The organism is Pseudomonas hormoni (genome assembly GCF_018502625.1).
Taxonomy (GTDB): Bacteria; Pseudomonadota; Gammaproteobacteria; order Pseudomonadales; family Pseudomonadaceae; genus Aquipseudomonas; species Aquipseudomonas hormoni.
Map to the genome: position 1 here is coordinate 5122902 of NZ_CP075566.1, position 24072 is coordinate 5146973.

General features: G+C 59.4%; 18 protein-coding genes, 1 tRNA gene and 1 pseudogene. 16 read left to right on the forward strand and 4 right to left on the reverse strand.

The features are described from left to right. A complete protein-coding gene (tsaD, locus tag KJF94_RS23915) occupies positions 1-1026 on the reverse strand; it encodes a tRNA (adenosine(37)-N6)-threonylcarbamoyltransferase complex transferase subunit TsaD (protein ID WP_214379243.1) in 1026 nt (341 codons plus the stop codon). A gap of 199 nt (positions 1027-1225) precedes the next feature. Here tsaD and rpsU point away from each other — a divergent pair, with 199 nt between their 5' ends. The 6 genes and pseudogenes from rpsU to KJF94_RS23945 all read left to right on the forward strand — a co-directional run bounded on the left by rpsU (position 1226) and on the right by KJF94_RS23945 (position 10484). Then, positions 1226-1441, forward strand: a complete 216-nt coding sequence (rpsU, locus tag KJF94_RS23920; RefSeq protein ID WP_002551877.1) for a 30S ribosomal protein S21 — start codon at positions 1226-1228, stop codon at positions 1439-1441. A gap of 481 nt (positions 1442-1922) precedes the next feature. Then, on the forward strand, positions 1923-3902 hold the full coding sequence (gene dnaG / locus KJF94_RS23925) for a DNA primase (RefSeq protein ID WP_214379245.1): 1980 nt from the start codon (positions 1923-1925) through the stop codon (positions 3900-3902). Positions 3903-3969: 67 nt separating this feature from the next. After that, positions 3970-5817, forward strand: coding sequence for an RNA polymerase sigma factor RpoD (gene rpoD, locus KJF94_RS23930; protein ID WP_084318398.1), 1848 nt, complete (start codon positions 3970-3972; stop codon positions 5815-5817). 121 nt (positions 5818-5938) lie between these two features. Next, positions 5939-9685: a bifunctional diguanylate cyclase/phosphodiesterase gene (locus KJF94_RS23935; RefSeq protein ID WP_214379247.1), complete on the forward strand. Its 3747-nt coding sequence runs from the start codon at positions 5939-5941 to the stop codon at positions 9683-9685. 15 nt (positions 9686-9700) lie between these two features. Further along, positions 9701-9777: transfer RNA gene (locus tag KJF94_RS23940), tRNA-Ile, on the forward strand. A gap of 397 nt (positions 9778-10174) precedes the next feature. Next, positions 10175-10484 (forward strand): annotated as a pseudogene (locus tag KJF94_RS23945) (DUF3077 domain-containing protein). Between the two features lie 69 nt (positions 10485-10553). Here the strand turns inward: KJF94_RS23945 and KJF94_RS23950 are convergent. Further along, a complete protein-coding gene (locus KJF94_RS23950; protein ID WP_214379249.1) occupies positions 10554-11201 on the reverse strand; it encodes a zinc metalloprotease in 648 nt (215 codons plus the stop codon). Positions 11202-11341: 140 nt separating this feature from the next. On the opposite strand from KJF94_RS23950, the gene KJF94_RS23955 reads away from it, so the two are divergent. From KJF94_RS23955 to KJF94_RS24000, 10 genes are all read left to right on the forward strand, one after another. After that, the gene (locus KJF94_RS23955; RefSeq protein WP_046029956.1) at positions 11342-11803 is read left to right on the forward strand and encodes an Lrp/AsnC family transcriptional regulator; all 462 of its coding nucleotides are present in this window, start codon (positions 11342-11344) and stop codon (positions 11801-11803) included. A 188-nt stretch (positions 11804-11991) separates the two neighbouring features. Then, positions 11992-13674 carry a flavin monoamine oxidase family protein gene (locus KJF94_RS23960; protein ID WP_214379251.1) on the forward strand — a complete coding sequence of 561 codons (1683 nt, stop codon included), beginning with the start codon at positions 11992-11994 and terminating at the stop codon, positions 13672-13674. 12 nt (positions 13675-13686) lie between these two features. Then, positions 13687-14481 (forward strand): carbon-nitrogen hydrolase family protein, encoded by a 795-nt coding sequence (locus KJF94_RS23965; RefSeq protein ID WP_214379253.1) that lies wholly within the window; start codon positions 13687-13689, stop codon positions 14479-14481. Positions 14482-14529: 48 nt separating this feature from the next. Beyond that, entirely contained in the window at positions 14530-16956 is a 2427-nt protein-coding gene (gene pqqF / locus KJF94_RS23970) for a pyrroloquinoline quinone biosynthesis protein PqqF (RefSeq protein WP_214379255.1), read from the forward strand. A 155-nt stretch (positions 16957-17111) separates the two neighbouring features. Further along, complete coding sequence (gene pqqA, locus KJF94_RS23975; RefSeq protein ID WP_009045898.1) at positions 17112-17186, forward strand: pyrroloquinoline quinone precursor peptide PqqA; 75 nt, start codon at positions 17112-17114, stop codon at positions 17184-17186. A 72-nt stretch (positions 17187-17258) separates the two neighbouring features. Further along, entirely contained in the window at positions 17259-18170 is a 912-nt protein-coding gene (pqqB, locus tag KJF94_RS23980; RefSeq protein ID WP_214379257.1) for a pyrroloquinoline quinone biosynthesis protein PqqB, read from the forward strand. Positions 18171-18307: 137 nt separating this feature from the next. Then, complete coding sequence (gene pqqC, locus KJF94_RS23985; RefSeq protein ID WP_214379259.1) at positions 18308-19060, forward strand: pyrroloquinoline-quinone synthase PqqC; 753 nt, start codon at positions 18308-18310, stop codon at positions 19058-19060. Next, positions 19057-19332, forward strand: a complete 276-nt coding sequence (gene pqqD, locus KJF94_RS23990; RefSeq protein WP_214379261.1) for a pyrroloquinoline quinone biosynthesis peptide chaperone PqqD — start codon at positions 19057-19059, stop codon at positions 19330-19332. Before pqqC ends, pqqD begins: the two co-directional genes overlap by 4 nt. Continuing rightward, a complete protein-coding gene (gene pqqE / locus KJF94_RS23995; RefSeq protein ID WP_250548192.1) occupies positions 19304-20479 on the forward strand; it encodes a pyrroloquinoline quinone biosynthesis protein PqqE in 1176 nt (391 codons plus the stop codon). Before pqqD ends, pqqE begins: the two co-directional genes overlap by 29 nt. Continuing rightward, positions 20445-22271 (forward strand): S9 family peptidase, encoded by a 1827-nt coding sequence (locus KJF94_RS24000; protein ID WP_214379263.1) that lies wholly within the window; start codon positions 20445-20447, stop codon positions 22269-22271. Before pqqE ends, KJF94_RS24000 begins: the two co-directional genes overlap by 35 nt. 104 nt (positions 22272-22375) lie before the next feature. Here KJF94_RS24000 and KJF94_RS24005 read toward each other — a convergent pair whose 3' ends face one another. Further along, a complete protein-coding gene (locus KJF94_RS24005; protein ID WP_007904205.1) occupies positions 22376-22534 on the reverse strand; it encodes a YqaE/Pmp3 family membrane protein in 159 nt (52 codons plus the stop codon). 206 nt (positions 22535-22740) lie between these two features. After that, positions 22741-24024, reverse strand: coding sequence for an aspartate aminotransferase family protein (locus KJF94_RS24010; protein WP_214379265.1), 1284 nt, complete (start codon positions 24022-24024; stop codon positions 22741-22743). Positions 24025-24072 lie beyond the last annotated feature (48 nt).

A 24072-nucleotide genomic window follows, 5' to 3' on the forward strand; every position in this document is an offset into this window, starting at 1 on the left:
TCACAGCCCCGACAATTGTTCCATCGGCCAGCGCGCCTGAACGCTGATCGCCAGGCTTTCATGCTGACCGGCCTGCAAGCGCTGGCAGCCGGCGAACGCAATCATCGCGCCATTGTCGGTGCAGAACTCCGGACGAGCGTAAAACACGTCGCCCTTCAGGTCGCCGAGCATTTTCTCCAAGGAAGAACGCAACGCCTTGTTCGCGCTGACGCCGCCAGCGATTACCAGACGCTTCATGCCCGCCTGTTTCAGGGCACGCTTGCACTTGATGGTCAAAGTCTCCACCACGGCCTGCTGGAACGCCAGCGCGATGTCGCAACGGGCTTGCTCGCTGTCGTCCCCGGCGCTGACACTCTGCTGCCAGGTATTCAGGGCAAATGTCTTCAGCCCGCTGAAGCTGAACGCCAGGCCCGGGCGGTCGCACATCGGACGCGGGAAGGTGAAACGTCCTGCAACGCCTTGCTCCGCCAGACGAGCGATTTCCGGACCACCCGGATAATTCAGCCCCATCATCTTCGCCGTCTTGTCGAAGGCTTCACCGGCGGCATCGTCAAGGGTCTCGCCCAAGAGCGTGTATTGACCGATCCCGTCGACCTGAACCAGCTGCGTATGACCGCCGGACACCAACAAAGCGACGAACGGGAATTCTGGCGGTTTCGACTCCAGCATGGGCGCCAGCAAGTGGCCTTCCATGTGGTGCACGCCGAGGGCCGGAATCCCCCAGGCAAAGGCCAATGCCTGAGCGCAGGAAGCGCCCACCAACAACGCACCGACCAACCCGGGACCTGCGGTGTAGGCGATCGCATCGATCTCGGTCGGCACGCAGTCAGCTTCAGCCAACACCTGACGAATCAAGGGCAGCATGCGTTTGACGTGATCGCGCGAGGCCAGCTCCGGCACCACACCGCCATAAGCGCGGTGCAGGTCGATCTGACTGAACAGCGCGTCGGCCAGCAGGCCGCGTTCACTGTCATATAATGCGACACCGGTTTCGTCGCAGGAGGTTTCTAATCCCAGTACTAGCATGGGTTTGCGCCTTGTTTAGGCTGAATTCGAAGGCGCGCATAATAGTCGCCATGTGATGCCCCGACTAGCGGTTTTCGATCAGAGGCTTTGCATTCCGAGCGATGAGGGGTTAACATCCGCAACCCTTAAAAACCGACGTCTTCAAGTGCTCTTTTGCCGCGAGGATGTTGACCCCGGTAATGAATGAAGGTAGCTCTGGATGCCAGCCGTCAAAGTAAAAGAGAACGAACCCTTCGACGTAGCTCTGCGTCGTTTCAAGCGCTCCTGCGAAAAAGCCGGTGTACTGGCTGAAGTTCGTAGCCGCGAATTTTACGAGAAGCCAACTTCTGAGCGTAAGCGCAAAGCAGCAGCCGCTGTTAAGCGTCACGCCAAGAAAGTTCAGCGCGAACAGCGCCGCGCCGTTCGTCTGTACTAATACGCAGACGATCGTAGCAAGCTTCTGCCAAGCCCGGCCCTCAGCCGGGCTAATGGCATTTGCGGAAAACGCTTGATGCTTCACCGTCAAAGCCGCACACGCGACCGAGACAAACCTGCTTCACAGCGTCAGACCTGGCTCTTTTGCCAGCGGTGCACGTCTTTTCTGACGAGCCTTCCAAGGCTACTGACGAGCACACCCACTGATTCCTCTCACGACGATCAGCCCAAGGCACCTTCTTGCGTGCCCGCTTATGAGCTTTCCGAGGCCATCGACTGGCCGCAGCGGATTCAGCGAAACACTTTCAAATAGTCGAATACTGATTGGTATTAACGTCAGTGGATTTTCGGCAGATACACTTCCCGATAGCGATTACGCAGACGACACTGGTCGAGCCGCACATTTTGCGCGCCTCAAACAACGACCCGCGTTCGGCCGCACTTCGTTTCGGGTCCATTTCAGCGCAGATGACGAGAACGCCATGGCCGGGCTAATTCCCCAGAGCTTCATTGACGACCTTCTGAACCGCACCGACATCGTCGATGTGGTCAGCTCGCGCCTGCAACTGAAAAAGGCCGGCAAGAATTACACCGCCTGCTGCCCGTTTCACAAAGAGAAAACCCCCTCCTTCAGCGTCAGCCCTGACAAACAGTTCTATTACTGCTTCGGATGTGGCGCTGGCGGTAATGCCCTCGGTTTCATGATGGATCACGACAACCTGGACTTCATCCAGGCTGTCGAAGAACTGGCCAAAGCCGCCGGCATGGAAATCCCCCGCGAAGAAAGCGGCCGGCCGCACAAACCACGACAGCCGACCGATTCGCCGCTGTACCCGCTGCTCACCGCCGCCGCCGATTTCTACCGCCAGGCACTGAAAAGCCATCCATCGCGTAAAGCCGCAGTGGATTACTTGAAGGGACGCGGATTGACCGGCGAAATCGCCCGAGACTTCGGCCTGGGTTTCGCCCCGCCCGGCTGGGACAATCTGTTCAAGCACTTGAGCAGCGACACCCTGCAACAGAAAGCCATGGTCGATGCCGGCCTGCTGATCGAAAACGCTGAAACCGGCAAACGCTATGACCGCTTTCGTGATCGCGTGATGTTCCCGATCCGTGACAGCCGCGGGCGCATCATCGCTTTCGGCGGCCGGGTATTGGGCGATGACAAACCGAAATACCTGAACTCACCGGAAACCCCGGTATTCCATAAGGGCCAGGAACTCTACGGCCTTTATGAAGCACGCAAAAATAACCGCAACCTCGACGAAATCATCGTCGTCGAAGGCTACATGGACGTCATCGCCCTCGCCCAGCAAGGCCTGCGCAATGCCGTCGCCACACTGGGCACCGCCACCAGCGAAGAGCACTTGAAGCGACTGTTTCGCGTCGTACCCAACGTGCTGTTCTGCTTCGACGGTGACCAGGCGGGTCGTAACGCCGCATGGCGAGCGCTGGAAGCCACACTGCCCTGCCTGCAAGACGGGCGACGGGCGCGCTTCCTGTTTCTACCCGAGGGCGAAGACCCGGATACGCTGGTCCGCTCCGAGGGCACTGACGCGTTCCGCGCACGAATCAATCAGCACGCACAGCCGCTGGCGGATTATTTCTTCCAGCAGTTGACCGAGGAATCCGATCCACGCTCGCTCGAAGGCAAGGCCCACATGGCCACCCTCGCGGCGCCGTTGATCGATAAAGTCCCAGGCGCGAACCTGCGCATCCTGATGCGTCAGCGCCTGACCGAAATCACCGGACTCAGCGGTGAAGCCGTGAGCCAACTGGTGCAAAGCGCGCCTCAAGACGCGCCACCGGCCTACGATCCGGGCATCGATTACGACGCCATGCCGGACTATAGCGACTACCATCAGCCGCAGGCACAGGATATGTATGTGCCGCAGCAGGAATGGACGCCGAAGAAACCCGGCGCCGGCGGCAAGAAATGGGACAAGAAACCCTGGGACAAGAACGGCAAACGCGGCGGTGATCGTGATCAACACAGCGCCCCCCGCACACCGATTGCCGTGGAAGCCCCGACCCTAATCGCGCTTCGCACGCTCATTCATCACCCGGAACTGGCTGGCAAGGTAGAAACCGCCGATCACTTCGCCAATGAGAGCAACACCTACGCACAACTGCTGGTGGCCCTTATCGAGGCTGTGCAAAAAAATCCTAAGCTAAACTCAATTCAGTTAATGGCCCGCTGGCACGGGACTGAACAGGGACGCCTTCTCAAAGCATTGGCGGAAAAGGAATGGCTGATTAAAGGCGATAACCTTGAACAACAGTTTTTAGACACCATTACTAGGCTATCAGCCGGTCAACACACCGATAGCCTTGAAGCACTTATCAGAAAAGCAAGGCAGCCAGGATTGACCGCAGAGGAAGCAAATCAGATCGCAAATCAGATGCGCGACCTATTAAAACGCAATATGGCCACACCAAACCCGACCTCAACTGGCGCGTGAGGTCATAGCTCAGGTATAATCCTCGGCTTGTTTTTTGCCCGCCAAGACCTTCAGTGGATAGGGTGTTATGTCCGGAAAAGCGCAACAGCAGTCTCGTATCAAAGAGTTGATCACACTTGGTCGTGAGCAGGGCTACCTGACTTACGCGGAGGTCAACGACCACCTGCCGGAGGATATTTCAGATCCGGAACAGGTGGAAGACATCATCCGCATGATCAATGACATGGGGATCAACGTATTCGAGGTTGCGCCAGATAAGGATTCCCTTATGCTGGCCGACGCCGATACCGACGAAGCCGCGGCCGAAGAGGCAGCAGCAGCGTTGGCAGCGGTCGAGACCGACATTGGTCGCACCACCGACCCAGTGCGCATGTACATGCGCGAAATGGGTACGGTAGAGCTCCTCACACGTGAAGGCGAAATCGAAATCGCCAAACGTATTGAAGAGGGCATCCGCGAAGTGATGGGCGCAATCGCGCACTTCCCTGGCACGGTTGACCATATTCTCTCCGAGTACACTCGCGTCACCACCGAAGGTGGCCGCCTGTCCGACGTCCTGAGCGGTTATATCGACCCGGATGACGGCATTGCGCCGCCTGCTGCAGAAGTGCCGCCGCCAGTCGACCCGAAAGCCGTGAAAGCGGACGACGACACCGACGACGATGACGCCGAAGCAACGGATGACGAAGAAGAAGCCGAAAGCGGTCCGGATCCGATCATCGCAGCACAGCGTTTTGGCGCTGTCTCCGATCAGATGGAAATCACCCGCAAGGCGCTGAAAAAGCACGGTCGTGGCAACAAGCTGGCAATCGCCGAACTGTTGGCCCTGGCTGAGCTGTTCATGCCGATCAAACTGGTGCCGAAGCAATTCGAAGGCCTGGTCGAGCGTGTTCGCAGTGCCCTGGATCGTCTGCGTCAGCAAGAGCGCGCGATCATGCAACTTTGCGTGCGTGATGCCCGCATGCCGCGTGCCGATTTCCTGCGCCAGTTCCCGGGCAATGAAGTCGACGAAAGCTGGACCGACGCGCTGGCCAAAGGCAAAAGCAAATACGCTGAAGCCATTGGTCGCCTGCAGCCGGACATCATTCGTTGCCAGCAGAAGCTGACCGCACTGGAAACCGAAACCGGTTTGACGATCGCCGAGATCAAGGACATTAACCGTCGCATGTCGATCGGTGAGGCCAAGGCCCGCCGCGCGAAGAAAGAGATGGTTGAAGCGAACTTGCGTCTGGTGATCTCCATCGCCAAGAAGTACACCAACCGTGGTCTGCAATTCCTCGATCTGATCCAGGAAGGCAACATCGGTCTGATGAAAGCGGTAGACAAGTTCGAATACCGCCGCGGCTACAAATTCTCGACTTATGCCACCTGGTGGATCCGTCAGGCGATCACTCGCTCGATCGCCGACCAGGCCCGCACCATCCGTATTCCGGTGCACATGATCGAGACGATCAACAAGCTCAACCGTATTTCCCGGCAGATGTTGCAGGAAATGGGTCGCGAACCGACCCCGGAAGAGCTGGGCGAACGCATGGAAATGCCTGAGGACAAGATCCGCAAGGTATTGAAGATCGCTAAAGAGCCGATCTCCATGGAAACCCCGATCGGTGATGACGAAGACTCCCATCTGGGCGACTTCATCGAAGACTCGACCATGCAGTCGCCAATCGATGTTGCTACCGTTGAGAGCCTTAAAGAAGCGACTCGCGAAGTCCTGTCCGGCCTCACTGCCCGTGAAGCCAAGGTTCTGCGCATGCGCTTCGGTATCGACATGAATACCGACCACACCCTCGAGGAGGTTGGTAAGCAGTTCGACGTGACCCGTGAACGGATTCGTCAGATCGAAGCCAAGGCGCTGCGCAAGCTGCGCCACCCGACGAGAAGCGAGCATTTGCGCTCCTTCCTCGACGAGTGATCACAAAACCCCCGGCCCAGGCCGGGGGTTTTGCTTTGTGCAGATAAAATCCCCCGCACTTCCCTCCCGCCGAATAGCCCGTCTACACTCGAAGCATTCCCCGAGCCATAACGAGACCGTTATGCCCAGACTGCCGACCGTGCTTTTTTTGCTGTCGCTGATGACCTGGACCGCAACGGCTGGCGCGCTGACTCTGACCGACGAAGAACGTAGCTGGCTGGCGGCCCACCCGGACTTGCGCCTGGGTGTGGATGCGTCATGGCCTCCCTTCGAGTTTCGCGATGATCAGGGCCGCTATCAGGGCCTTGCGGCGGACTACATCGACCTGATCCGCCAACGCCTGGCCATCAAGCTCACGCCCATCGAACCCGTGAGCTGGACCGTTGTTCTCGAACAGGCCAAACAAGCCAAACTGGACCTGTTACCGGGCATAATGTCGACCCCGGAACGCCAGACATACCTGTCGTTTACGCGTCCCTACCTGGACTTTCCAATTGTCATTCTTGCCCACGTCGGCGGCGCACAACCGCGCAAACTCGAAGACCTGTACGGCCTGAAAATCGCCGTGGTGGAAAACTACGCCCCCCATGAACTGCTGCGCACCCACCATCCCGACCTGAACCTGGTGGGATTGCCCAACGTCAGCTCAGCCTTGCAGGCACTGGCGACCGATGAAGTGGACGCGGTGGTCGGCGATCTCGCCTCCAGCGTCTGGAGCCTGCGCCAGCTCAAACTCGACGGACTGTATGTCAGCGGTGAGACGCCCTATCGCTATCAACTGGCCATGGGCGTGCCCCGGGACAACAAGATCCTGGTCGGCATTCTGGACAAAGTCCTGGCGGACATGACCCCGGAGGAAATCAACACCATCCAGGAACACTGGGTCGGCAACGTTCTCGATCATCGAACGTTCTGGTCCGACCTGCTGGTGTACGGCCTGCCGGGATTGTTGCTACTGATGACGGTACTGGGGGTGGTCATCCGGATCAACCGCCGCCTGAGTTCGGAAATCGCCCGTCGCATCGACCTGGAACAGGAACTGCGCAGCAGCGAATACCATTACCGCGGGCTGGTGGAGAGTCTTTCGGCCATTGCCTGGGAAGCGCGGATCACTGACTTCACCTACAGCTACGTGTCGCCCCACGCCGAAGAATTGCTCGGCTACCCCTTGGCCCATTGGCTGATTCCTGGCTTCTGGCGCAACATCATCCACCCCGCTGACCTGACCCGTGCCCAGACATTCTGCGATCACGAAGTCCTGGCCGGGCGCGATCATAGCCTCGATTACCGGGTCATCACTGCCGATGGCCGCTGCATATGGGTACGCGACATCGTCAGCCTGATCGAGCACGGGCATGAACCGGTGATGCGTGGCCTGATGATCGACATCAGCGAGGCCAAGCGCACCGAAGAGGCGTTGCGCCTGTCGGAACAGAAGTTCGCCTCGGTATTCCAGCAATGCCCGGACATCCTGGTCATCGCGCGACTCTCCGACGGCTGCTTGCTGGAGGTCAATGAAGCGTTCGAAGAACAGATCGGGCTCAAGGCAGAAGACGTCATCGGCCAGACCGCCACCGACCTCAACATCTGGGGCATCCCCGGCGTTGGGCCGGGCTTGCTGCAGCGCTTGCAGGCCGGCAGCATCCGTAACCTGGAGATGCCCTTTCGTCGCAACAATGGCCAGGTGTTTACCGGCCTGATCTCCGCCGAACCCTTCGACCTCGACACCACCCCCGCGCTGGTGGTGGTCGTGCGGGATATCAGTCAACTCAAGGAAACCCAGCAACAGCTGCAAACCTCCGAAGAAAAGTTCGCCAAGGCCTTCCACGCCTCGCCCGACGGCTTGTTGCTGTCCCGGCAGAGTGACGGTTTGCTGCTGGAGGTCAACGAGGGTTTCAGCCGCATCACCGGTTTCAACAGCGCGATGTCCGTGGACCGCTCGGCGCTGGAGTTGGGGATCTGGGTCAATCTCAACGAACGCAAACAGATGCTCGACCTGCTGCATCGGGACGGTTTCGTCCGCGACTTCAGTTGCCATATCCGCCGCAGCGACGGGCAGATCCGCCTTTGTGAGGTGTCGAGCCGTCCGCTGCCGATCGGCGACGAAGACTGCATGCTGACCATCGCAAGGGACATCACCGAGCGCCACCTGATGCAGGAAAAACTGCAACAGGCCGCGACCGTGTTCGAGAGCACCGCCGAGGGCGTGTTGATCACCGACACCCAGCAGCACATCAGCGCGGTCAACCGCGCGTTTACCGAAATCACTGGCTACAGCGAAACCGAGGCCCTGGGCCACACCCCTCGCCTGCTCGCCTCGGGCCTGCATGACAGCGCTTTCTACGCGGCCATGTGGCATCAACTGACGGCCGAAGGTCATTGGCAGGGCGAGATATCCAATCGGCGCAAGAACGGCGAGTTGTACCCGAGTTGGCTGACCATCAGCGCCGTGCGCAACCGCGACAAGTTCATCACTCACTTTGTCGCCGTATTCGCGGACATTTCCAGCCTCAAGCACGCGCAGGCCAAACTCGATTACCAGGCGCACCACGACCCGCTGACGGGCTTGCCGAACCGCACGTTGTTCGAGAGCCGACTGCTGACCGCACTCAACAACCAGCAGGAAAACGGTGGCCAGGGCGCCGTGTTGTTCCTCGACCTTGACCGCTTCAAACACATCAACGACAGCCTTGGCCACCCGGTCGGCGATCTGCTGCTCAAGGGCATCGCCGTGCGCCTCAAGGACCAGTTGCGCGACATCGACACCGTGGCGCGCCTCGGTGGTGACGAATTCATCATCCTGCTGCCCGGCCTGCAACAGTCGAGCGACGCCGACAACATTGCCACCAAACTGCTCAATTGCTTCTCTGCGCCATTCCAGGCGGGCGAGCACGAGTTCTTCATCAGTGCCAGCATTGGCACCAGCCTCTATCCCAAGGACGGCTGTGACGTCGCCACCCTGGTCAAGAACGCCGACGCGGCGATGTACCGCTCCAAGGCCAAGGGCCGCAACCGGGTCGAGAGCTATACCCGCGACCTGACCGCTCAGGCCAGCGAACGGGTCGCACTGGAACACGAACTGCGCCGTGCCATCGAGCGCAATGAATTGCTGCTGCACTACCAGCCGAAAATGAGCCTGGACGACAATCGCCTGGTGGGTGCTGAAGCCCTCATCCGCTGGCATCACCCGACCTTCGGCGCCGTGCCGCCAGAGCACTTCATTCCCTTGGCCGAAGAGAACGGGATGATTCTGCAAATCGGCGACTGGGTACTCGAGACCGCGTGCCGGCAGATGTACGAATGGAACCAGACTTATGAATGCCTCGGCCCATTGTCGGTCAACCTCGCCGGCGCGCAATTGCGCCAGCCCAACCTGCTCGGCCGGATCGAACAACTGCTCAAGGACAACGGTCTTCAGCCCGGATTATTGCAACTGGAAATTACCGAAAACTTCATCATGAGCCAGGCCGAGGAAGCGCTGGCGGTGCTGCATCAACTCAAACACCTGGGCGTACAACTGGCCATCGATGACTTCGGCACCGGCTATTCATCCCTGAGTTACCTCAAGCGCCTGCCGCTGGACATCCTCAAGATCGACCAGTCGTTCGTCCGCGGCCTGCCGGATGATCCCCATGACGCGGCCATTGTTCGCGCAATCATCGCGCTGGGGCGCAGCATGCAATTCACCGTCATTGCCGAGGGCGTCGAGACTTTCGCCCAGCAGCAATTCCTCGCGGAGGAAGGCTGCGAACAGATTCAGGGCTACATCGTCAGCCTGCCCTTGCCGGCGGACGAATTCGCCGCGACGTTTCTTCGTATAGCCGTATCGGATTTTTCGGATAGCACAGCCGAGAAACCGTCGCTATAATCCGCGGCCTACTGAGGGCCTATAGCTCAGTTGGTTAGAGCAGAGGACTCATAATCCTTTGGTCCACGGTTCAAGTCCGTGTGGGCCCACCAAACAAAAAAGCCGCGCTGAATGCGCGGCTTTTTCGTGTCTGATGTTTGGATTCGTTTACTTAGAGTGTCGGAATATCGGATGACGCCCGCAAACCTTGTAGGCAAACTCCGAATCGTGTTTTGTGGGCACTTTGATGCCTTGTTGCGCTTTTCTTCGACGGGATAGTCTCCGGACGTCGCTGACCATTCAGTGATCGGGCTTGGAAACCCGTCGAATACTAGCCGCAACAGCCCCATCACGATTGCGCGTTTTTTGTGATCCTGAGTTATGGCGACTGTGCGTGGGACGCCCTCGGGCGTGCCGGTTCCTAGGTTCCCGGTTTTCCAACCTGCGTACAGCCGTCACCCATTCGCTTGGAAACGAATGTGACGGCTCCTCGAACCCAGGAGTAAAAGCATGACTACAGCAAATCCGTCTGAATCTTCAGAACTGAAAACCATTGGCCTAACCCCCTTCATCTACTGCTCAAACCAACCGCTGTTCCATGTCACTCGAGACGTTCCCCTCAGTGATGCGCTAGCCATGGCCTCCGATTTTCTGTTCCTTTCCAAGGAACTGACCAGAGACGCTGCCTTTCAACCGCGATACCGACCGACATATCTGGGCCGCGCATTATTTGACGGCGATGAGCAAGGCAGTGATTGATGATGTGATGAAGGTGCTGGAGCGCGGGCCTGATCGGACCGAGGCGAAGTCCAAAAAATAGCGACGGATTGGCCGTGGAATGAGCCTCGATAATTCGGGGCTCTCACATCAGGACCAGCCGGTGCGCGCTTTACGCCCAAACACCCAACGCTGGAATGGCCTGCACTGGCCGCAACCGCTCAAGCATTTCACGCGTAAAAACGACCTCGTAAGTATCTGCCACCCTGCCCCACTGCTCCACGATGACCATGCTGTCGACCAGCACGCTTCCCAATTCGGTAATCGTATCCGCCAGATCCTCGACGATTTCTTGAGTCCGCCCCCATACACGATCAGTCATAGCTTTAAGCTCAGCCGCAATACGGTCAGATGACGCGGGGTCCGTCGCGGGATAAGTGATATTGCGCAGTAAGTTCTGTAACTCTTTGACTTTCGCGTAATCCTGCTCGGCCCCTAAGGCTCCTTTCAGGACGGCAATGGCTTTCGAGCTATCGACGCGTTTACCGGAGGAAAGCGTTGGAGGTAATGTCTGCGCCATAGCGCCAGCCAGGAGGACTATCATTCGATTCTCCAAGTGTGCCTTCATCGCTTCCAACGAATGAATGGGCCGCGCCAATGTGATGCAAGCCCCTCCTTGATGCCGCAAGTCCGTGGTCACGGACAAGGTGACGCCACCGGTTTCGAACCCCAACGCGCGAGCCGTTACGTAGTGACCCATTTCGTGATGGGCAATCTGCACCGCACGATCGCGCACAACGGTCGGCATGTTCGTCGTCATTTCATCGCCCCCCGATTCCTCGACTTTGCCTGCCAGTTCTCAACCCCACATTAACGGTACTGAGCCTAGATCAAGCATCCACTGTGCAGGATGTGCCTGTAACATATTGAACCATTGATCTGTCCCGCTGGAGCCAACCTTTGCCCGACATCCGCCCGCCCGTTCTTGACGAAATCGACCGCCAATTGATCGCGGCCCTGCAGATCAATGCCCGCGAAAGCGTGGCCATGCTCGCCCGGCAACTGGGCATCGCTCGCACCACTGTGACATCGCGGCTGGCACGGCTGGAAAAGGCCAAGGTCATCACCGGTTATGGCGTGCGCTTGGGTCAACGGGTGGTGGATGGCGGATTGCAGGCGTACGTCGGGATCACGGTGCAACCGCGTTCCGGCAAGGAAGTGTTGCGGCGGCTAAGTGCGATGGCGCAGGTGCAGCAGTTGTGTGCGGTCAGTGGCGAATTTGATTATGTGGCGTGGTTAAGAACCGATTCGCCGGAGCAGCTGGATCAGTTGCTGGATCAGATCGGGAGTGTGGATGGGGTGGAGAAGACGACCACGTCGATCATTCTCAGCAGCAAGATTGATCGCGGCCAACCGGTTTAAACACGGTTCAAGCCGGTCTCGCTCCCACAGTGGACAGTGTGCACATATAGATCGTCGTTTTGATCAGGTAATTAGCAAAACGACGACACATTGCGTCTTATTAACGTGATCTACGCTCTCTAGAATGGCTGCCATCTTTTCCTATACTCCGACGCGCATCCCGCGTCCGGTCGCCAGCAAGGTCAGCCATGAACAAGAACAATCGCCATCCTGCAGACGGTAAGAAACCAGTCACTATTTTCGGCCCGGACTTTCCATTCGGCTTCGATGACTGGATCGAGCACCCGGCCGGCCTCGGCAGTATTCCTGAGCACAACCACGGTGCCGAAGTGGCGATTGTCGGCGCAGGCATCGCCGGACTGGTGGCCGCCTATGAACTGATGAAACTGGGCCTCAAGCCCGTCGTTTACGAAGCCTCAAAACTTGGCGGCCGCCTGCGCTCGCAAGCGTTCAACGGGACCGATGGCATCGTCGCCGAACTGGGCGGCATGCGCTTTCCGGTGTCGTCCACGGCGTTTTACCACTATGTCGACAAACTCGGTCTCGAGACCAAGCCCTTCCCGAACCCGCTGACGCCTGCGTCGGGCAGCACGGTGATCGACATCGAAGGCAAAACCCATTACGCACAAAAACTGGCGGATCTTCCTGCACTGTTCCAGGAAGTGGCTGACGCGTGGGCGGATGCGCTGGAGGCCGGCTCGCAGTTCGCCGATATCCAGCAAGCCATCCGCGATCGCGACGTGCCACGCCTCAAAGAGCTCTGGAACACCCTGGTTCCGCTGTGGGACGACCGCACCTTCTACGACTTTGTCGCCACCTCCAAAGCCTTCGCCAAGCTCTCGTTCCATCACCGCGAAGTGTTCGGTCAGGTCGGTTTCGGCACCGGCGGCTGGGACTCGGACTTCCCGAACTCGATGCTGGAAATCTTCCGCGTCGTGATGACCAACTGCGACGATCACCAGCATCTGGTCGTCGGCGGCGTCGAACAAGTGCCGCAAGGCATCTGGCGTCATGTGCCGGAACGTTGCGTGCACTGGCCCGAAGGCACCAGCCTCAAGTCGCTGCACAGAGGCGCACCACGCTCCGGGGTTAAAAAAATTGCCCACGCCGCGGACGGCCGTTTTGCGGTCACCGATAACAACGGCGACACCCGCGAGTACGCGGCGGTGCTGACCACCTGCCAGAGCTGGCTGCTGACCACCCAGATCGAATGCGACGAAACCCTGTTCTCGCAAAAGATGTGGATGGCCCTCGACCGCACGCGCTACATGCAGTCGTCGAAAACCTTCGTGATGGTCGACCGGCCGTTCTGGAAGGACAAGGATCCGGAAACCGGCCGCGACCTGATGAGCATGACCCTCACCGATCGCCTGACCCGTGGCACGTATCTATTCGACAACGGCGACGACAAACCCGGGGTGATTTGCCTGTCGTACTCGTGGATGAGCGACGCGTTGAAAATGCTTCCGCACCCAGTGGAAAAACGCGTCGAACTGGCGTTGAACGCGTTGAAAAAGATCTACCCGAAAGTCGACATCGCCGCACGGATCATTGGCGATCCGATCACCGTGTCCTGGGAAGCCGACCCGCATTTCCTCGGGGCTTTCAAAGGCGCCCTGCCCGGCCACTATCGCTACAACCAGCGCATGTACGCGCATTTCATGCAGGAAGACATGCCTGCCGAACAACGCGGGATTTTCATCGCAGGCGACGACGTTTCGTGGACACCGGCGTGGGTCGAAGGCGCGGTGCAGACCTCGCTCAATGCGGTGTGGGGCATCATGAAACACTTCGGCGGTGAAACTCACGCCGAGAACCCGGGTCCAGGAGATGTGTTCAACGAGATCGGTCCGATCGCCCTGCCCGAGTAAGAGGAATTCCAAATGCGCGTAGCCCTTTACCAATGTCCGCCGCTGCCCCTGGACGTCGCCGGCAACCTGCAACGCCTGCATCAACTGGCGATGGAGGCCAAAGGCGCTGATTTGCTGGTGCTGCCGGAGATGTTCCTGACCGGCTACAACATTGGCAGCGATGCCGTCAGCGTACTGGCGGAGGTGCACAACGGTGAATCGGCGCAACAAATTGCGCGCATTGCCAAAACCGCGGGGATCGCCATTTTGTACGGCTACCCCGAGCGCACCGAGGACGGGCAGATCTACAACGCCGTGCAACTGATCGACGCCAATGGCGAGCGCCTGTGCAACTACCGCAAGACTCACCTGTACGGCGACCTCGATCACTCGATGTTCAGCGCCGGGCAGGGTGATTTTCCACTGGTAGAGCTCAATGGCTGGATGCTGGGTTTCCTGATCTGCTACGACGTTGAGTTTCCGGAAAATGCGCGGCGGCTGGCCTTGGCCGGTGCCGAGCTGATTCTGGTGCCAACAGCGAACATGATTCCTTACGACTTCGTCGCCGACGTCACCGTCCGCGCCCGAGCCTTCGAAAACCAGTGCTACGTGGCTTATGCCAACTACTGCGGCAATGAAGGCGAGATCCACTACTGCGGCCAAAGCAGCATCGCCGCACCGGATGGCAGCCGCATCGCCCAGGCCGGTCTCGATGAAGCGCTGATTGTCGGTGAGCTGGATCGTCAGTTGATGGTCGATTCCCGAGCGGCCAATCGCTACTTCCTCGATCGCCGCCCGGAGCTTTACGGCGAGCTGAACAAGCGCTGATCACCCGTAATCCGCTAGCATTAGCGCTTCTCTGTTCTGGAAGTGCTCATGCCTGCATTGAATCAACCTCGCCCCCATACTGAAACCCTGGCCAACGGCCTGCGGGTGACGCTGCGTCATGCCCCGAATCTGAAGCGTTGTGCGGCCGCGTTGCGGGTCGCTGCGGGCAGCCATGACGTGCCATTGGCATGGCCAGGCCTGGCGCATTTTCTTGAGCACCTGTTGTTCCTCGGTACCGAGCGTTTTCCTGCAGAACAAGGGCTGATGGCCTACGTACAAGGCCATGGCGGACAGGTGAATGCACGGACCAGCGAGCGCACCACCGACTTCTTTTTCGAACTGCCGCCTCAGGCGTTCAGCGTTGGGCTGGAGCGTCTGTCAGACATGCTCGCTCACCCGCGTATGAGTCCGGACGATCAGCAGCGGGAACGGGAAGTGTTGCAGGCAGAGTTTGTTGCCTGGTCGCAGGACGCGACGGTGCAACAGCAACTGGCGCTGTTCGATGGACTTTCGCCGACTCATCCGTTGCGCGGCTTTCATGCCGGCAACCGCGACAGCCTGCCGGTGACGCAGCCAGAATTTCAGAATGCGTTGGAGGATTTCCATCAACGGTTTTATCAGACCGGGCAGATGACGCTGAGCCTGGCCGGCCCGCAAAGTATCGAAGAGCTGAAGCAAATGGCGCTGAGTTTCGGCGCGGCGACTCCCATGGGAGAAATCGTCCCGCAAGCGGCACCTGTGCCGCTTATGGAATCTTCGGACGCAAGTTATCAACAGGTGAACGAGCGCAGGCTTGATCTGCTGTTTACCTTCGAATCGCTGCCCACTTCATCGACCGAAGCATTGGCGTTTCTGTGCCATTGTTTGAACGCCTCGAAACCCGGTGGGCTGCTGGCTGATTTGCGCGCACGCGGTGTGGCTGAGCACTTGAACGCCAAGCCGCTGTACCAATTTGCCGGACAAGCCGTGCTGCACGTTGAATTCACAACGTCCGCACCGGTGAGCGTCCTGCGAGAGAAGCTGCTGGATTGGTTGGGCTTTTTTGCCGCGCAGCAAGACTGGGCCGCTCTGCGAGAAGAGTACGCGGCCCTGCTTCAGCGCCAGCAACAAGTCAGCGGCGCGCTGCAACTGGCCCGACTCGACAGTGAACAGCTTGAAACCGGCTTATCCGAACAAGGCGTTGCAGCGCTCAAGGACATCCTGAAGAAAATCGGCGCTGTGGATAACTTCAGCGGTGAATGGCAACTGCCGGCACCGAATCCGTTCTTGCGCGCCGAGGCGCCGCCCCAAAACGCCGGACTGATTCGCGGGCAAACCAGCAAGCACCGCGGCCTGCGCACATTTGCCCAGGATCGTTCGCGCAGCCGTCGTGAAAATTCGCCGATGCAATTCAGCCAGGCCTTACCGGATAACACCGCTGAAGGCGCGATTTATTTGCGCTGGCGGCTCGAGGCCGAACCTCATCCCCGCCTTCAACAGCGTCTGGAAAACAGCCTGCAACCACTGCGCGAGGATGCGCGTCAGGCGGGCGTCGATTTTTCCTTCAGCGCATCGGGCAATGAATGGCTGCTGAAGGTGACGGGACTGCAGGAGCCAATGCCGACCGTTCTCGAACATGCGCTGAAAGAGCTGACAACACCTGCCAGCGGCTTCCCACAGGAAGAACTGAAAAACACTGCGCTGATCCCGATTAAACAACTGCTCAAGGCGCTGCCCGATCATTGCCTTGAGCACAGCGGGGTATCTGATGACTTGCAGCAGCTATGGTCGAGTGCGCGCTGGGAAGGCCTGGCCACTGGCCTGTCGGCACAGACTCAAGCAGCGATGGGTCTGGCCCTGAGCCGAGTGCCCGGCGCAGCGGACACCCAACCGCCCCCACTGCCCTCGATCAACTCACAGCGCCTGTGGACATCGCTCGACACCGGGTCCAGCGAACACGCATTGTTGCTGTTCTGTCCTACGGCTACCCAGGACATCTGCGACGAAGCCGCCTGGCGCTTGCTGGCCCATGTCTGTCAGACGCCGTTCTACCAGCGCCTGCGGGTTGAGCTGCAACTGGGTTACGCGGTGCTCAGCGCACTGCGTCAGATCCATGGCCAGACCGGAATCCTGTTTGGCGTGCAGTCTCCGGACACCGTGCCATTGAAGTTGCTGGAACACATGGAACGCTTCCTGAGCGACCTGCCCGGATTGATCAACGGGATCGACGAGACAACTTTCATCGCCCAGCGCCAGGCGTTGGCCGATCAATTCGACATAGCGGCCTTACCCTTGGCCCAGGCTGCCGAACTGCTCTGGCAAGGCAAGCTGGCTGGCCGCTCGTCGGATTATCTGACGCAACTGACCTTGTCGATTCTGGCCGTCGATCGCTCCGCCCTGATCGCCGCCGCCCATCGACTGAACAACGCCGAAGGCGGCTGGCGCTGCCTGGCCAGCAGTTCGCAACCGCAAGCGCCTTGGCAAGTGACAAAATGATCATTACCGCTGGTGCAATTAGCTTTTTCCGAGAATGCAGGCCTTTCGCTCTGTAATTTTGAGTAACATAGCCACCTAACTATCTGAACATCTCCGGCTGGAGGTGGACTATATGTATAGATCTCAACTGTCCCATCACCTGAAGGAGCGCTCCCATGTCCTGGTCCAAACCTGCTTACACCGACCTGCGTATCGGCTTTGAAGTCACCATGTACTTCGCAAGCCGCTAAGTTTGTCTTGCCGTTCAGCGCCTCGGTTTGCCGAGGCGTTTTTATTTTCAGCGTTGAAATGATGGAGCACCCATGTTTGTCCAGATTCTAGGTTCCGCCGCCGGCGGCGGTTTCCCCCAGTGGAACTGCAACTGCGTGAACTGCGCAGGTTTTCGCGACGGGAGCCTGAATGCCAAGGCGCGGACCCAGTCATCCATCGCGATTTCCGATGACGGCATGAACTGGGTGCTCTGCAACGCATCTCCGGACATCCGTGCCCAACTCCAGAGTTTTGCCCCGATGCAACCGGGCCGGGCCCTGCGCGATACCGGCATCAGCGCGATCATCCTGATGGACAGCCAGATCGACCACACCACCGGCCTGCTCAGCCTGCGCGAAGGTTGCCCGCACAATGTCTGGTGCACCGACATGGTCCATGAAGACCTGAGCACCGGTTTCCCGTTGTTCACCATGCTGACCCACTGGAACGGCGGCCTGAACTGGAACCGTATCGAACTCGACCAGAGCTTCACCATCCCGGCGTGCCCTAGCCTGCGCTTCACCCCGTTGCCACTGCGCAGCGCGGCGCCGCCGTACTCGCCGCACCGTTTCGACCCGCATCCGGGCGACAATATCGGACTGATCGTCGAAGACCTGAACACCGGCGGCAAATTGTTCTACGCGCCGGGCTTGGGCAAGGTCGACGCGCCGCTGCTGGAAATCATGGCCGGCAGCGATTGCCTGCTGGTGGACGGTACGATGTGGGACGACGACGAAATGCAGCGCCGTGGCGTCGGCACCCGCACCGGCCGGGAAATGGGTCACCTGGCGCAAAACGGCTCCGGCGGCATGCTGGAAGTGCTGGAGAAACTGCCCAAGCAGCGCAAGGTGCTTATCCACATCAACAACACCAACCCGATCCTCGATGAGGATTCGCCGGAGCGTGCCGAGCTGGTTCGGCGTGATGTTGAAGTGGCGTATGACGGCATGAGTATTGTGTTGTAGGGCATCGAGACCGCAGCGCGGTCTATCGCCAGGCTGGCTCCCACAGGTGAATGCGATCAACTGTGGGAGTCAGCCTGCTGGCGATGAGGCCGGTCCAGACACCACAAAATCCACCGGTTGCACCCGGAGAACCGAAAATGACTGACACCGCAATGTCCCCCACCGAATTCGAAGCCGCCCTGCGCGCCAAAGGCGCCTTCTACCACATCCATCACCCGTACCACGTGGCGATGTATGAAGGCCGGGCGACCCGCGAGCAGATCCAGGGTTGGGTTGCCAACCGGTTTTACTACCAGGTGAACATTCCCCTGAAGGACGCCGCCATCCTGGCCAATTGCCCGGACCGCGAGATCCGCCGCGAGTGGATTCAACGCCTGCTGGACCATGACGGCGCCCCCGGTGAAGACGGCGGCATCGAAGCCTGGCTGCGTCTGGGTCAGGCCGTCGGCCTCGACCCGGACCAGCTGCGCTCCCAGGAACTGGTGCTGCCCGGCGTACGTTTCGCCGTGGACGCCTACGTCAACTTCGCCCGCCGTACCAGTTGGCAGGAAGCCGCCAGCAGCTCGCTGACCGAGCTGTTCGCGCCGCAGATCCACCAGTCGCGCCTCGACAGCTGGCCGCAGCATTACCCGTGGATCGACCCGGCTGGCTACGAGTATTTCCGCACCCGTCTGGGCCAGGCGCGACGCGATGTGGAACACGGTCTGGCGATCACGTTGCAGCACTACACGACGCGAGAAGGCCAGGAGCGCATGCTGGAAATTCTCCAGTTCAAACTGGACATTCTTTGGAGCATGCTCGATGCCATGAGCATGGCCTACGAACTGAAACGCCCGCCGTATCACAGCGTGACTGAACAACGGGTCTGGCATAAAGGAATCACCTTATGAGTTTCGATCGCAGCAAGACCCCGACCTGGCGTCCCGGCTACCGCTTTCAGTACGAACCGGCGCAGAAAGGCCATGTGCTGCTCTACCCGGAAGGCATGATCAAACTCAATGAAAGCGCCGCGCTGATCGGTGGTTTGATCGACGGTGATCGTGATGTCGCGGCGATCATCGCCGAACTGGACGCGCAGTTCCCCGGCGTGCCGGAGCTCGGTGATGACATCGAGCAATTCATGGAGGTCGCCCGTGTTCAGCACTGGATCGAACTTGCCTGATTCCCTGTCAGACAAGTTACCGCCCAAACCGGAAATCGGCCTGCCGCTGTGGCTGCTGGCCGAGCTGACCTATCGATGTCCGCTGCAATGCCCCTACTGCTCCAATCCGCTGGACTTCGCCGAGCAGGGTAAAGAGCTGAGCACCGAACAGTGGATCAAGGTGTTCCGCGAAGCGCGGGAAATGGGCGCGGCACAATTGGGTTTTTCCGGCGGTGAACCGCTGGTGCGCCAGGACCTCGCCGAACTGATTGCCGAGGCGCGCAAGTTGGGTTTCTACACCAACCTGATCACCTCCGGCATTGGCCTGACCGAGCAGAAAATCAGCGACTTCAAGAAGGCCGGCCTGGACCACATCCAGATCAGCTTCCAGGCCAGCGACGAGCAAGTGAACAACTTGCTGGCCGGCTCGAAAAAGGCCTTTGCGCAGAAGCTGGAAATGGCTCGCGCGGTAAAGGCTCATGGCTATCCGATGGTGCTGAATTTCGTCACCCACCGGCACAACATCGACAAGATCGACCGGATCATCGAGCTGTGCATCGCCCTTGAGGCGGACTTCGTCGAGCTCGCCACTTGCCAGTTTTACGGCTGGGCGCAGCTCAATCGGGTCGGTCTGCTGCCGACCAGGGAACAGCTGGTCCGCGCCGAACGCATCACCAACGAATACCGCGCAAAACTGGAAGCTGAAGGACATCCGTGCAAGCTGATTTTCGTCACGCCGGACTACTACGAAGAACGCCCGAAGGCCTGCATGAATGGCTGGGGCAGTATTTTTCTGACAGTGACTCCGGACGGAACCGCCCTGCCCTGTCATGGCGCCCGACAGTTGCCGGTACAGTTTCCCAACGTGCGCGACCACAGCATGCAGCACATCTGGTACGACTCGTTCGGCTTCAACCGCTTTCGCGGTTACGACTGGATGCCCGAGCCGTGCCACTCCTGCGACGAGAAAGAAAAGGATTTCGGCGGCTGCCGCTGCCAGGCGTTCATGCTCACGGGTGACGCGAGCAATGCCGACCCGGTGTGCAGCAAATCGGAACATCACGGCGTGATTCTCAAGGCCCGCGAAGAAGCCGAGCACGCGACCCAGACCATCGAACAACTGGCCTTTCGCAATGAACGAAACTCACGACTCATCGCCAAAAGCTGAACCTTTCAGCGCCGCCAAAGCCGTTGCGGCCGGCATCGACTTTGCCGAATTGCAGGTTGGCCAGCAGGGCCTGTTCTGGAATGAATACCGCCCCGAGGACGCCGCTTGCCGCATCTGGCATTGGCGGGACGGCCAGGCACACTGCCTGACGCCAGCGGGTTTCAGTGTTCGCAGTCGGGTGTACGAATATGGCGGTGGAGCGTTTTGCCTGACAGATGACGGGGTGGTTTTCGTCAACGAGGCAGATCAGCAGCTGTATCGCCAATCGCTGAAAGACGAAACGCCCGAGGTACTGACATCCGGCGAGTGCCGCTATGGCGACTTGCAGTTTGCGCACGGGCAGGTGCTGGCGGTTGAAGAACATCGAGACCGGCATCGTCTGGTGGCCATCGATCTGGCGGATGGCGCCCGCCATCTGCTGGCCGAAGGGGCCGACTTTTATGCCGCACCGACGTTGAGCCCCGACGCTCAACGGTTGGCCTGGATCGAATGGAGCCGCCCGGACCAGCCATGGACCGCGACTCGCCTGATGGTTGCCGACCGCCAGGACGAGAGCCGTTTCGCTCAAGCCCGTTGTGTGGCGGGCGATGACGTTCAGGAGTCGCTGCAGCAGCCGCGATTCGATGACAGTGGTCGTCTGTATTGTCTGACGGATCGTGGCGGCTACTGGCAGCCGTGGGTCGAGTCTTCCGATGCTTTGCGCCCGTTGCCCAGCGCTGCGGCTGATCATGGGCCAGCCCCCTGGCAGTTGGGTGGTTGCACTTGGCTGCCCTTGAGTGAAAACAGCTATTTGGCCAGTTGGACCGAAGGTGGATTCGGCCGACTGGGACTTTGCGGTGAAACCCCTGAAGATTTCACCGGGGACTACAGCCGTTTCCGACATCTCGCACTGGATGACCAATTCATCTACTGCATCGCTGCTTCGCCAGTCAGTTCGTCCGCCGTGATCGCCATCGACCGCACAACCCGGCAGGTCAAGGTGTTGGCCGGGGGAATGGCACCGTTGCCCGCCGGACAAATCAGCGTCCCGCAAACCCTGCGCTACCTGAGCGGTGCAGGTGAGGCTCACGGTTTCTTCTATCCGGCGATGACGGGCGACACGAAGCCGCCGCTGGTGGTGTTCATCCACGGTGGCCCGACATCGGCGTGCTACCCGATGCTCGATCCGCGCATCCAGTACTGGGCGCAACGCGGTTTCGCCGTGGCCGACCTCAACTATCGTGGCAGCAGCGGTTATGGCCGGGCCTATCGCCAGGCGTTGCATTTGAGCTGGGGAGACGTGGATGTGGAAGATGCCTGCGCGGTGGTCACCCATCTCGCCGAGCGTGGGTTGATCGATGGCGACAAGGCGTTTATTCGCGGTGGCAGCGCCGGCGGATACACCACGCTGTGCGCGTTGGCGTTCAAGAAGGTCTTCCGCGCGGGCGCCAGCCTTTACGGCGTCAGCGATCCCGTTGCCTTGGGTCGGGCGACACACAAGTTCGAAGGCGATTATCTGGATTGGCTGATCGGCGATCCTGTCAAAGACGCCGAGCGCTACGCCGCACGAACACCCCTGCTGCATGCGAGCAACATCAGCGTGCCGGTGATTTTCTTTCAGGGTGAACTCGACGCCGTGGTCGTGCCGCAGCAAACCCGCGACATGGTCGAAGCGCTGCAGAAAAACAGCATTTTGGTTGAAGCGCATTACTACGCGGATGAACGTCACGGCTTTCGCAAGGCCGGCAATCAGGCCCATGCGCTGGAGCAGGAGTGGTTGTTTTATCGGCGGGTGATGGCGCTCGCGGACTGATACCGTGGCGCCCCTTCGCGGGCAAGCCTCGCTCCTACAGTTATGACGCTGTGCTGTAGGAGCGAGGCTTGCCCGCGAAAGCAATCTACCTGGCGCCGCGAATATCAGCGCTTGGCGATGATGTACACCGCATGCACAATCCCGGGGATGTAACCGCACAGCGTCAGCAGAATATTCAGCCAGAACGCGCCGGCGAAACCGACTTGCAGAAACACACCCAGTGGCGGCAACAGAATGGCGATGATGATACGAATGAAGTCCATGGGTCAGCTCCTGATGTGAAGTGGGCTCGTGTGAGCTACACAACCAATCGACCCGCGCTGTTCGTCAGGGTTCAGTGCGGTTCTTCGCAGGATGCGGTATCCAAATGAATTCGTGGACAAAAAAACGCCCCACGTTAAAAGAATCAAACGTGGGGCGATGCGTTATACCGCGAGACGGTTCGGGAATTCGCGTAGGGCGGTTCTGATTACACGGCGATCCCTTTCCGGCATTGCAGTTGTGCGGTGCGTACGCGGGAAAAGGCACGGGCCAGGCGCAAGAGCATTTCGTCGATGTTGGCCTTGCTGACGGTGAGCGCCGGGGTGAAACGCAGGCAATCGGCTTGCGGGGCGTCGAGCAGCAGCCCTTCGTACATCGCCGCTTTAACGACGGCGTCAGCCGAATCCTCGGACAGGGTAAGACCCCAGAGCAGCCCCTGCCCGCGTACTTCACCGTGTCCATAGCGATGAGTCAGACGGGCAAGGCCTTCACGCAGGTGCTGGCCGGTTTCCCGGACATGCTCGAGAAATCCCTTGTCCTGCACGCTATCGAGTACCGCAAGGCCGGCAGCGGTCATCAGTGCATTGCCATGATGGGTGCCCATCAGTTCGCCGATATCGAAACAGCATGCCTTGCCCCGCGCCAGCAACGCCGCTAGAGGCACGCCACCGCCCAGCCCTTTGCCGAGGACAACGATATCTGCCCGCACGCCGTAGGATTGTTCCGCGAGCAATGTCCCGAGGCGACCGACACCGGTCTGCACTTCGTCGAAGATCAACAGAATGCCGAGCTCACGACACAGGCGTTCGACACCCTTGAGGTAAAGCTCGGTGGCGGGAATGACCCCGGCTTCGTTCTGGATCGGTTCGAGCATGATTGCCACGGTCCGGGCATCAACCGCTGCATGCAAGGCTGCAAGATCGTTGAATGGCACGTGGCTGAAACCGGGGAGCTGAGGCTCGAAGCGGTTGGTAAGAGTGGAACTGTCCGACGCGGGAATCGTCCCGAGGCTACGACCATGACAACCCTTCTTGGCCACAATGATCCGCGAAGCACCGCCGCGATGTAGCTGACCCCACTTGCGCGCCAGTTTGATCGCCGCTTCACAGGCTTCGCTGCCACTGTTGAGCAGGTACGCCTGATCACTGCCGGTGCTGACGCAGAGCCGCTCGGCGAGGTTGAGCATGCCGCGGTTATGCAGGCCGAAACCGGGGTTGATCAGCGATTGAGCCTGCGCCGTAATCGCATTGACCAGAACAGAAGGGCTATGTCCGAGGCTATTGGCCCCGCCCCCCTGGGAAAAATCCAGATAGGCACGGTCGTCGCTGTCCCACAGCCAAGAGCCTTGGCCGCGCACAAAAATCTGTTTAGGCCGCTCGACACTGGGCATCAGACACTCGCTGGAAAGATTGTCACTTCTGGACGGCAGGAAATTGTCCGCGGCCAAGTCATCAAGGCTGGGAGTGCTACGCCGTAAATTGAACAAGTTCATCCGAAAAAACCTCGTTTAAGGTTTTTTGCCTTACCTATGTAAACAACC

Excerpts from the sequence above, each read along its gene's own strand:
- KJF94_RS23950 (WP_214379249.1), bottom strand. The coding sequence starts at position 11,201 with ATGACGACGAACATGCCGACCGTTGTGCGCGATCGTGCGGTGCAGATT.
- KJF94_RS23960 (WP_214379251.1), top strand. The coding sequence starts at position 11,992 with ATGAACAAGAACAATCGCCATCCTGCAGACGGTAAGAAACCAGTCACT.
- KJF94_RS23935 (WP_214379247.1), top strand. The coding sequence starts at position 5,939 with ATGCCCAGACTGCCGACCGTGCTTTTTTTGCTGTCGCTGATGACCTGG.
- tsaD (WP_214379243.1), bottom strand. The coding sequence starts at position 1,026 with ATGCTAGTACTGGGATTAGAAACCTCCTGCGACGAAACCGGTGTCGCA.
- rpsU (WP_002551877.1), top strand. The coding sequence starts at position 1,226 with ATGCCAGCCGTCAAAGTAAAAGAGAACGAACCCTTCGACGTAGCTCTG.
- KJF94_RS23965 (WP_214379253.1), top strand. The coding sequence starts at position 13,687 with ATGCGCGTAGCCCTTTACCAATGTCCGCCGCTGCCCCTGGACGTCGCC.
- pqqC (WP_214379259.1), top strand. The coding sequence starts at position 18,308 with ATGACTGACACCGCAATGTCCCCCACCGAATTCGAAGCCGCCCTGCGC.
- KJF94_RS24010 (WP_214379265.1), bottom strand. The coding sequence starts at position 24,024 with ATGAACTTGTTCAATTTACGGCGTAGCACTCCCAGCCTTGATGACTTG.
- KJF94_RS24000 (WP_214379263.1), top strand. The coding sequence starts at position 20,445 with ATGAACGAAACTCACGACTCATCGCCAAAAGCTGAACCTTTCAGCGCC.
- pqqF (WP_214379255.1), top strand. The coding sequence starts at position 14,530 with ATGCCTGCATTGAATCAACCTCGCCCCCATACTGAAACCCTGGCCAAC.
- pqqB (WP_214379257.1), top strand. The coding sequence starts at position 17,259 with ATGTTTGTCCAGATTCTAGGTTCCGCCGCCGGCGGCGGTTTCCCCCAG.
- pqqD (WP_214379261.1), top strand. The coding sequence starts at position 19,057 with ATGAGTTTCGATCGCAGCAAGACCCCGACCTGGCGTCCCGGCTACCGC.
- dnaG (WP_214379245.1), top strand. The coding sequence starts at position 1,923 with ATGGCCGGGCTAATTCCCCAGAGCTTCATTGACGACCTTCTGAACCGC.
- KJF94_RS24005 (WP_007904205.1), bottom strand. The coding sequence starts at position 22,534 with ATGGACTTCATTCGTATCATCATCGCCATTCTGTTGCCGCCACTGGGT.
- rpoD (WP_084318398.1), top strand. The coding sequence starts at position 3,970 with ATGTCCGGAAAAGCGCAACAGCAGTCTCGTATCAAAGAGTTGATCACA.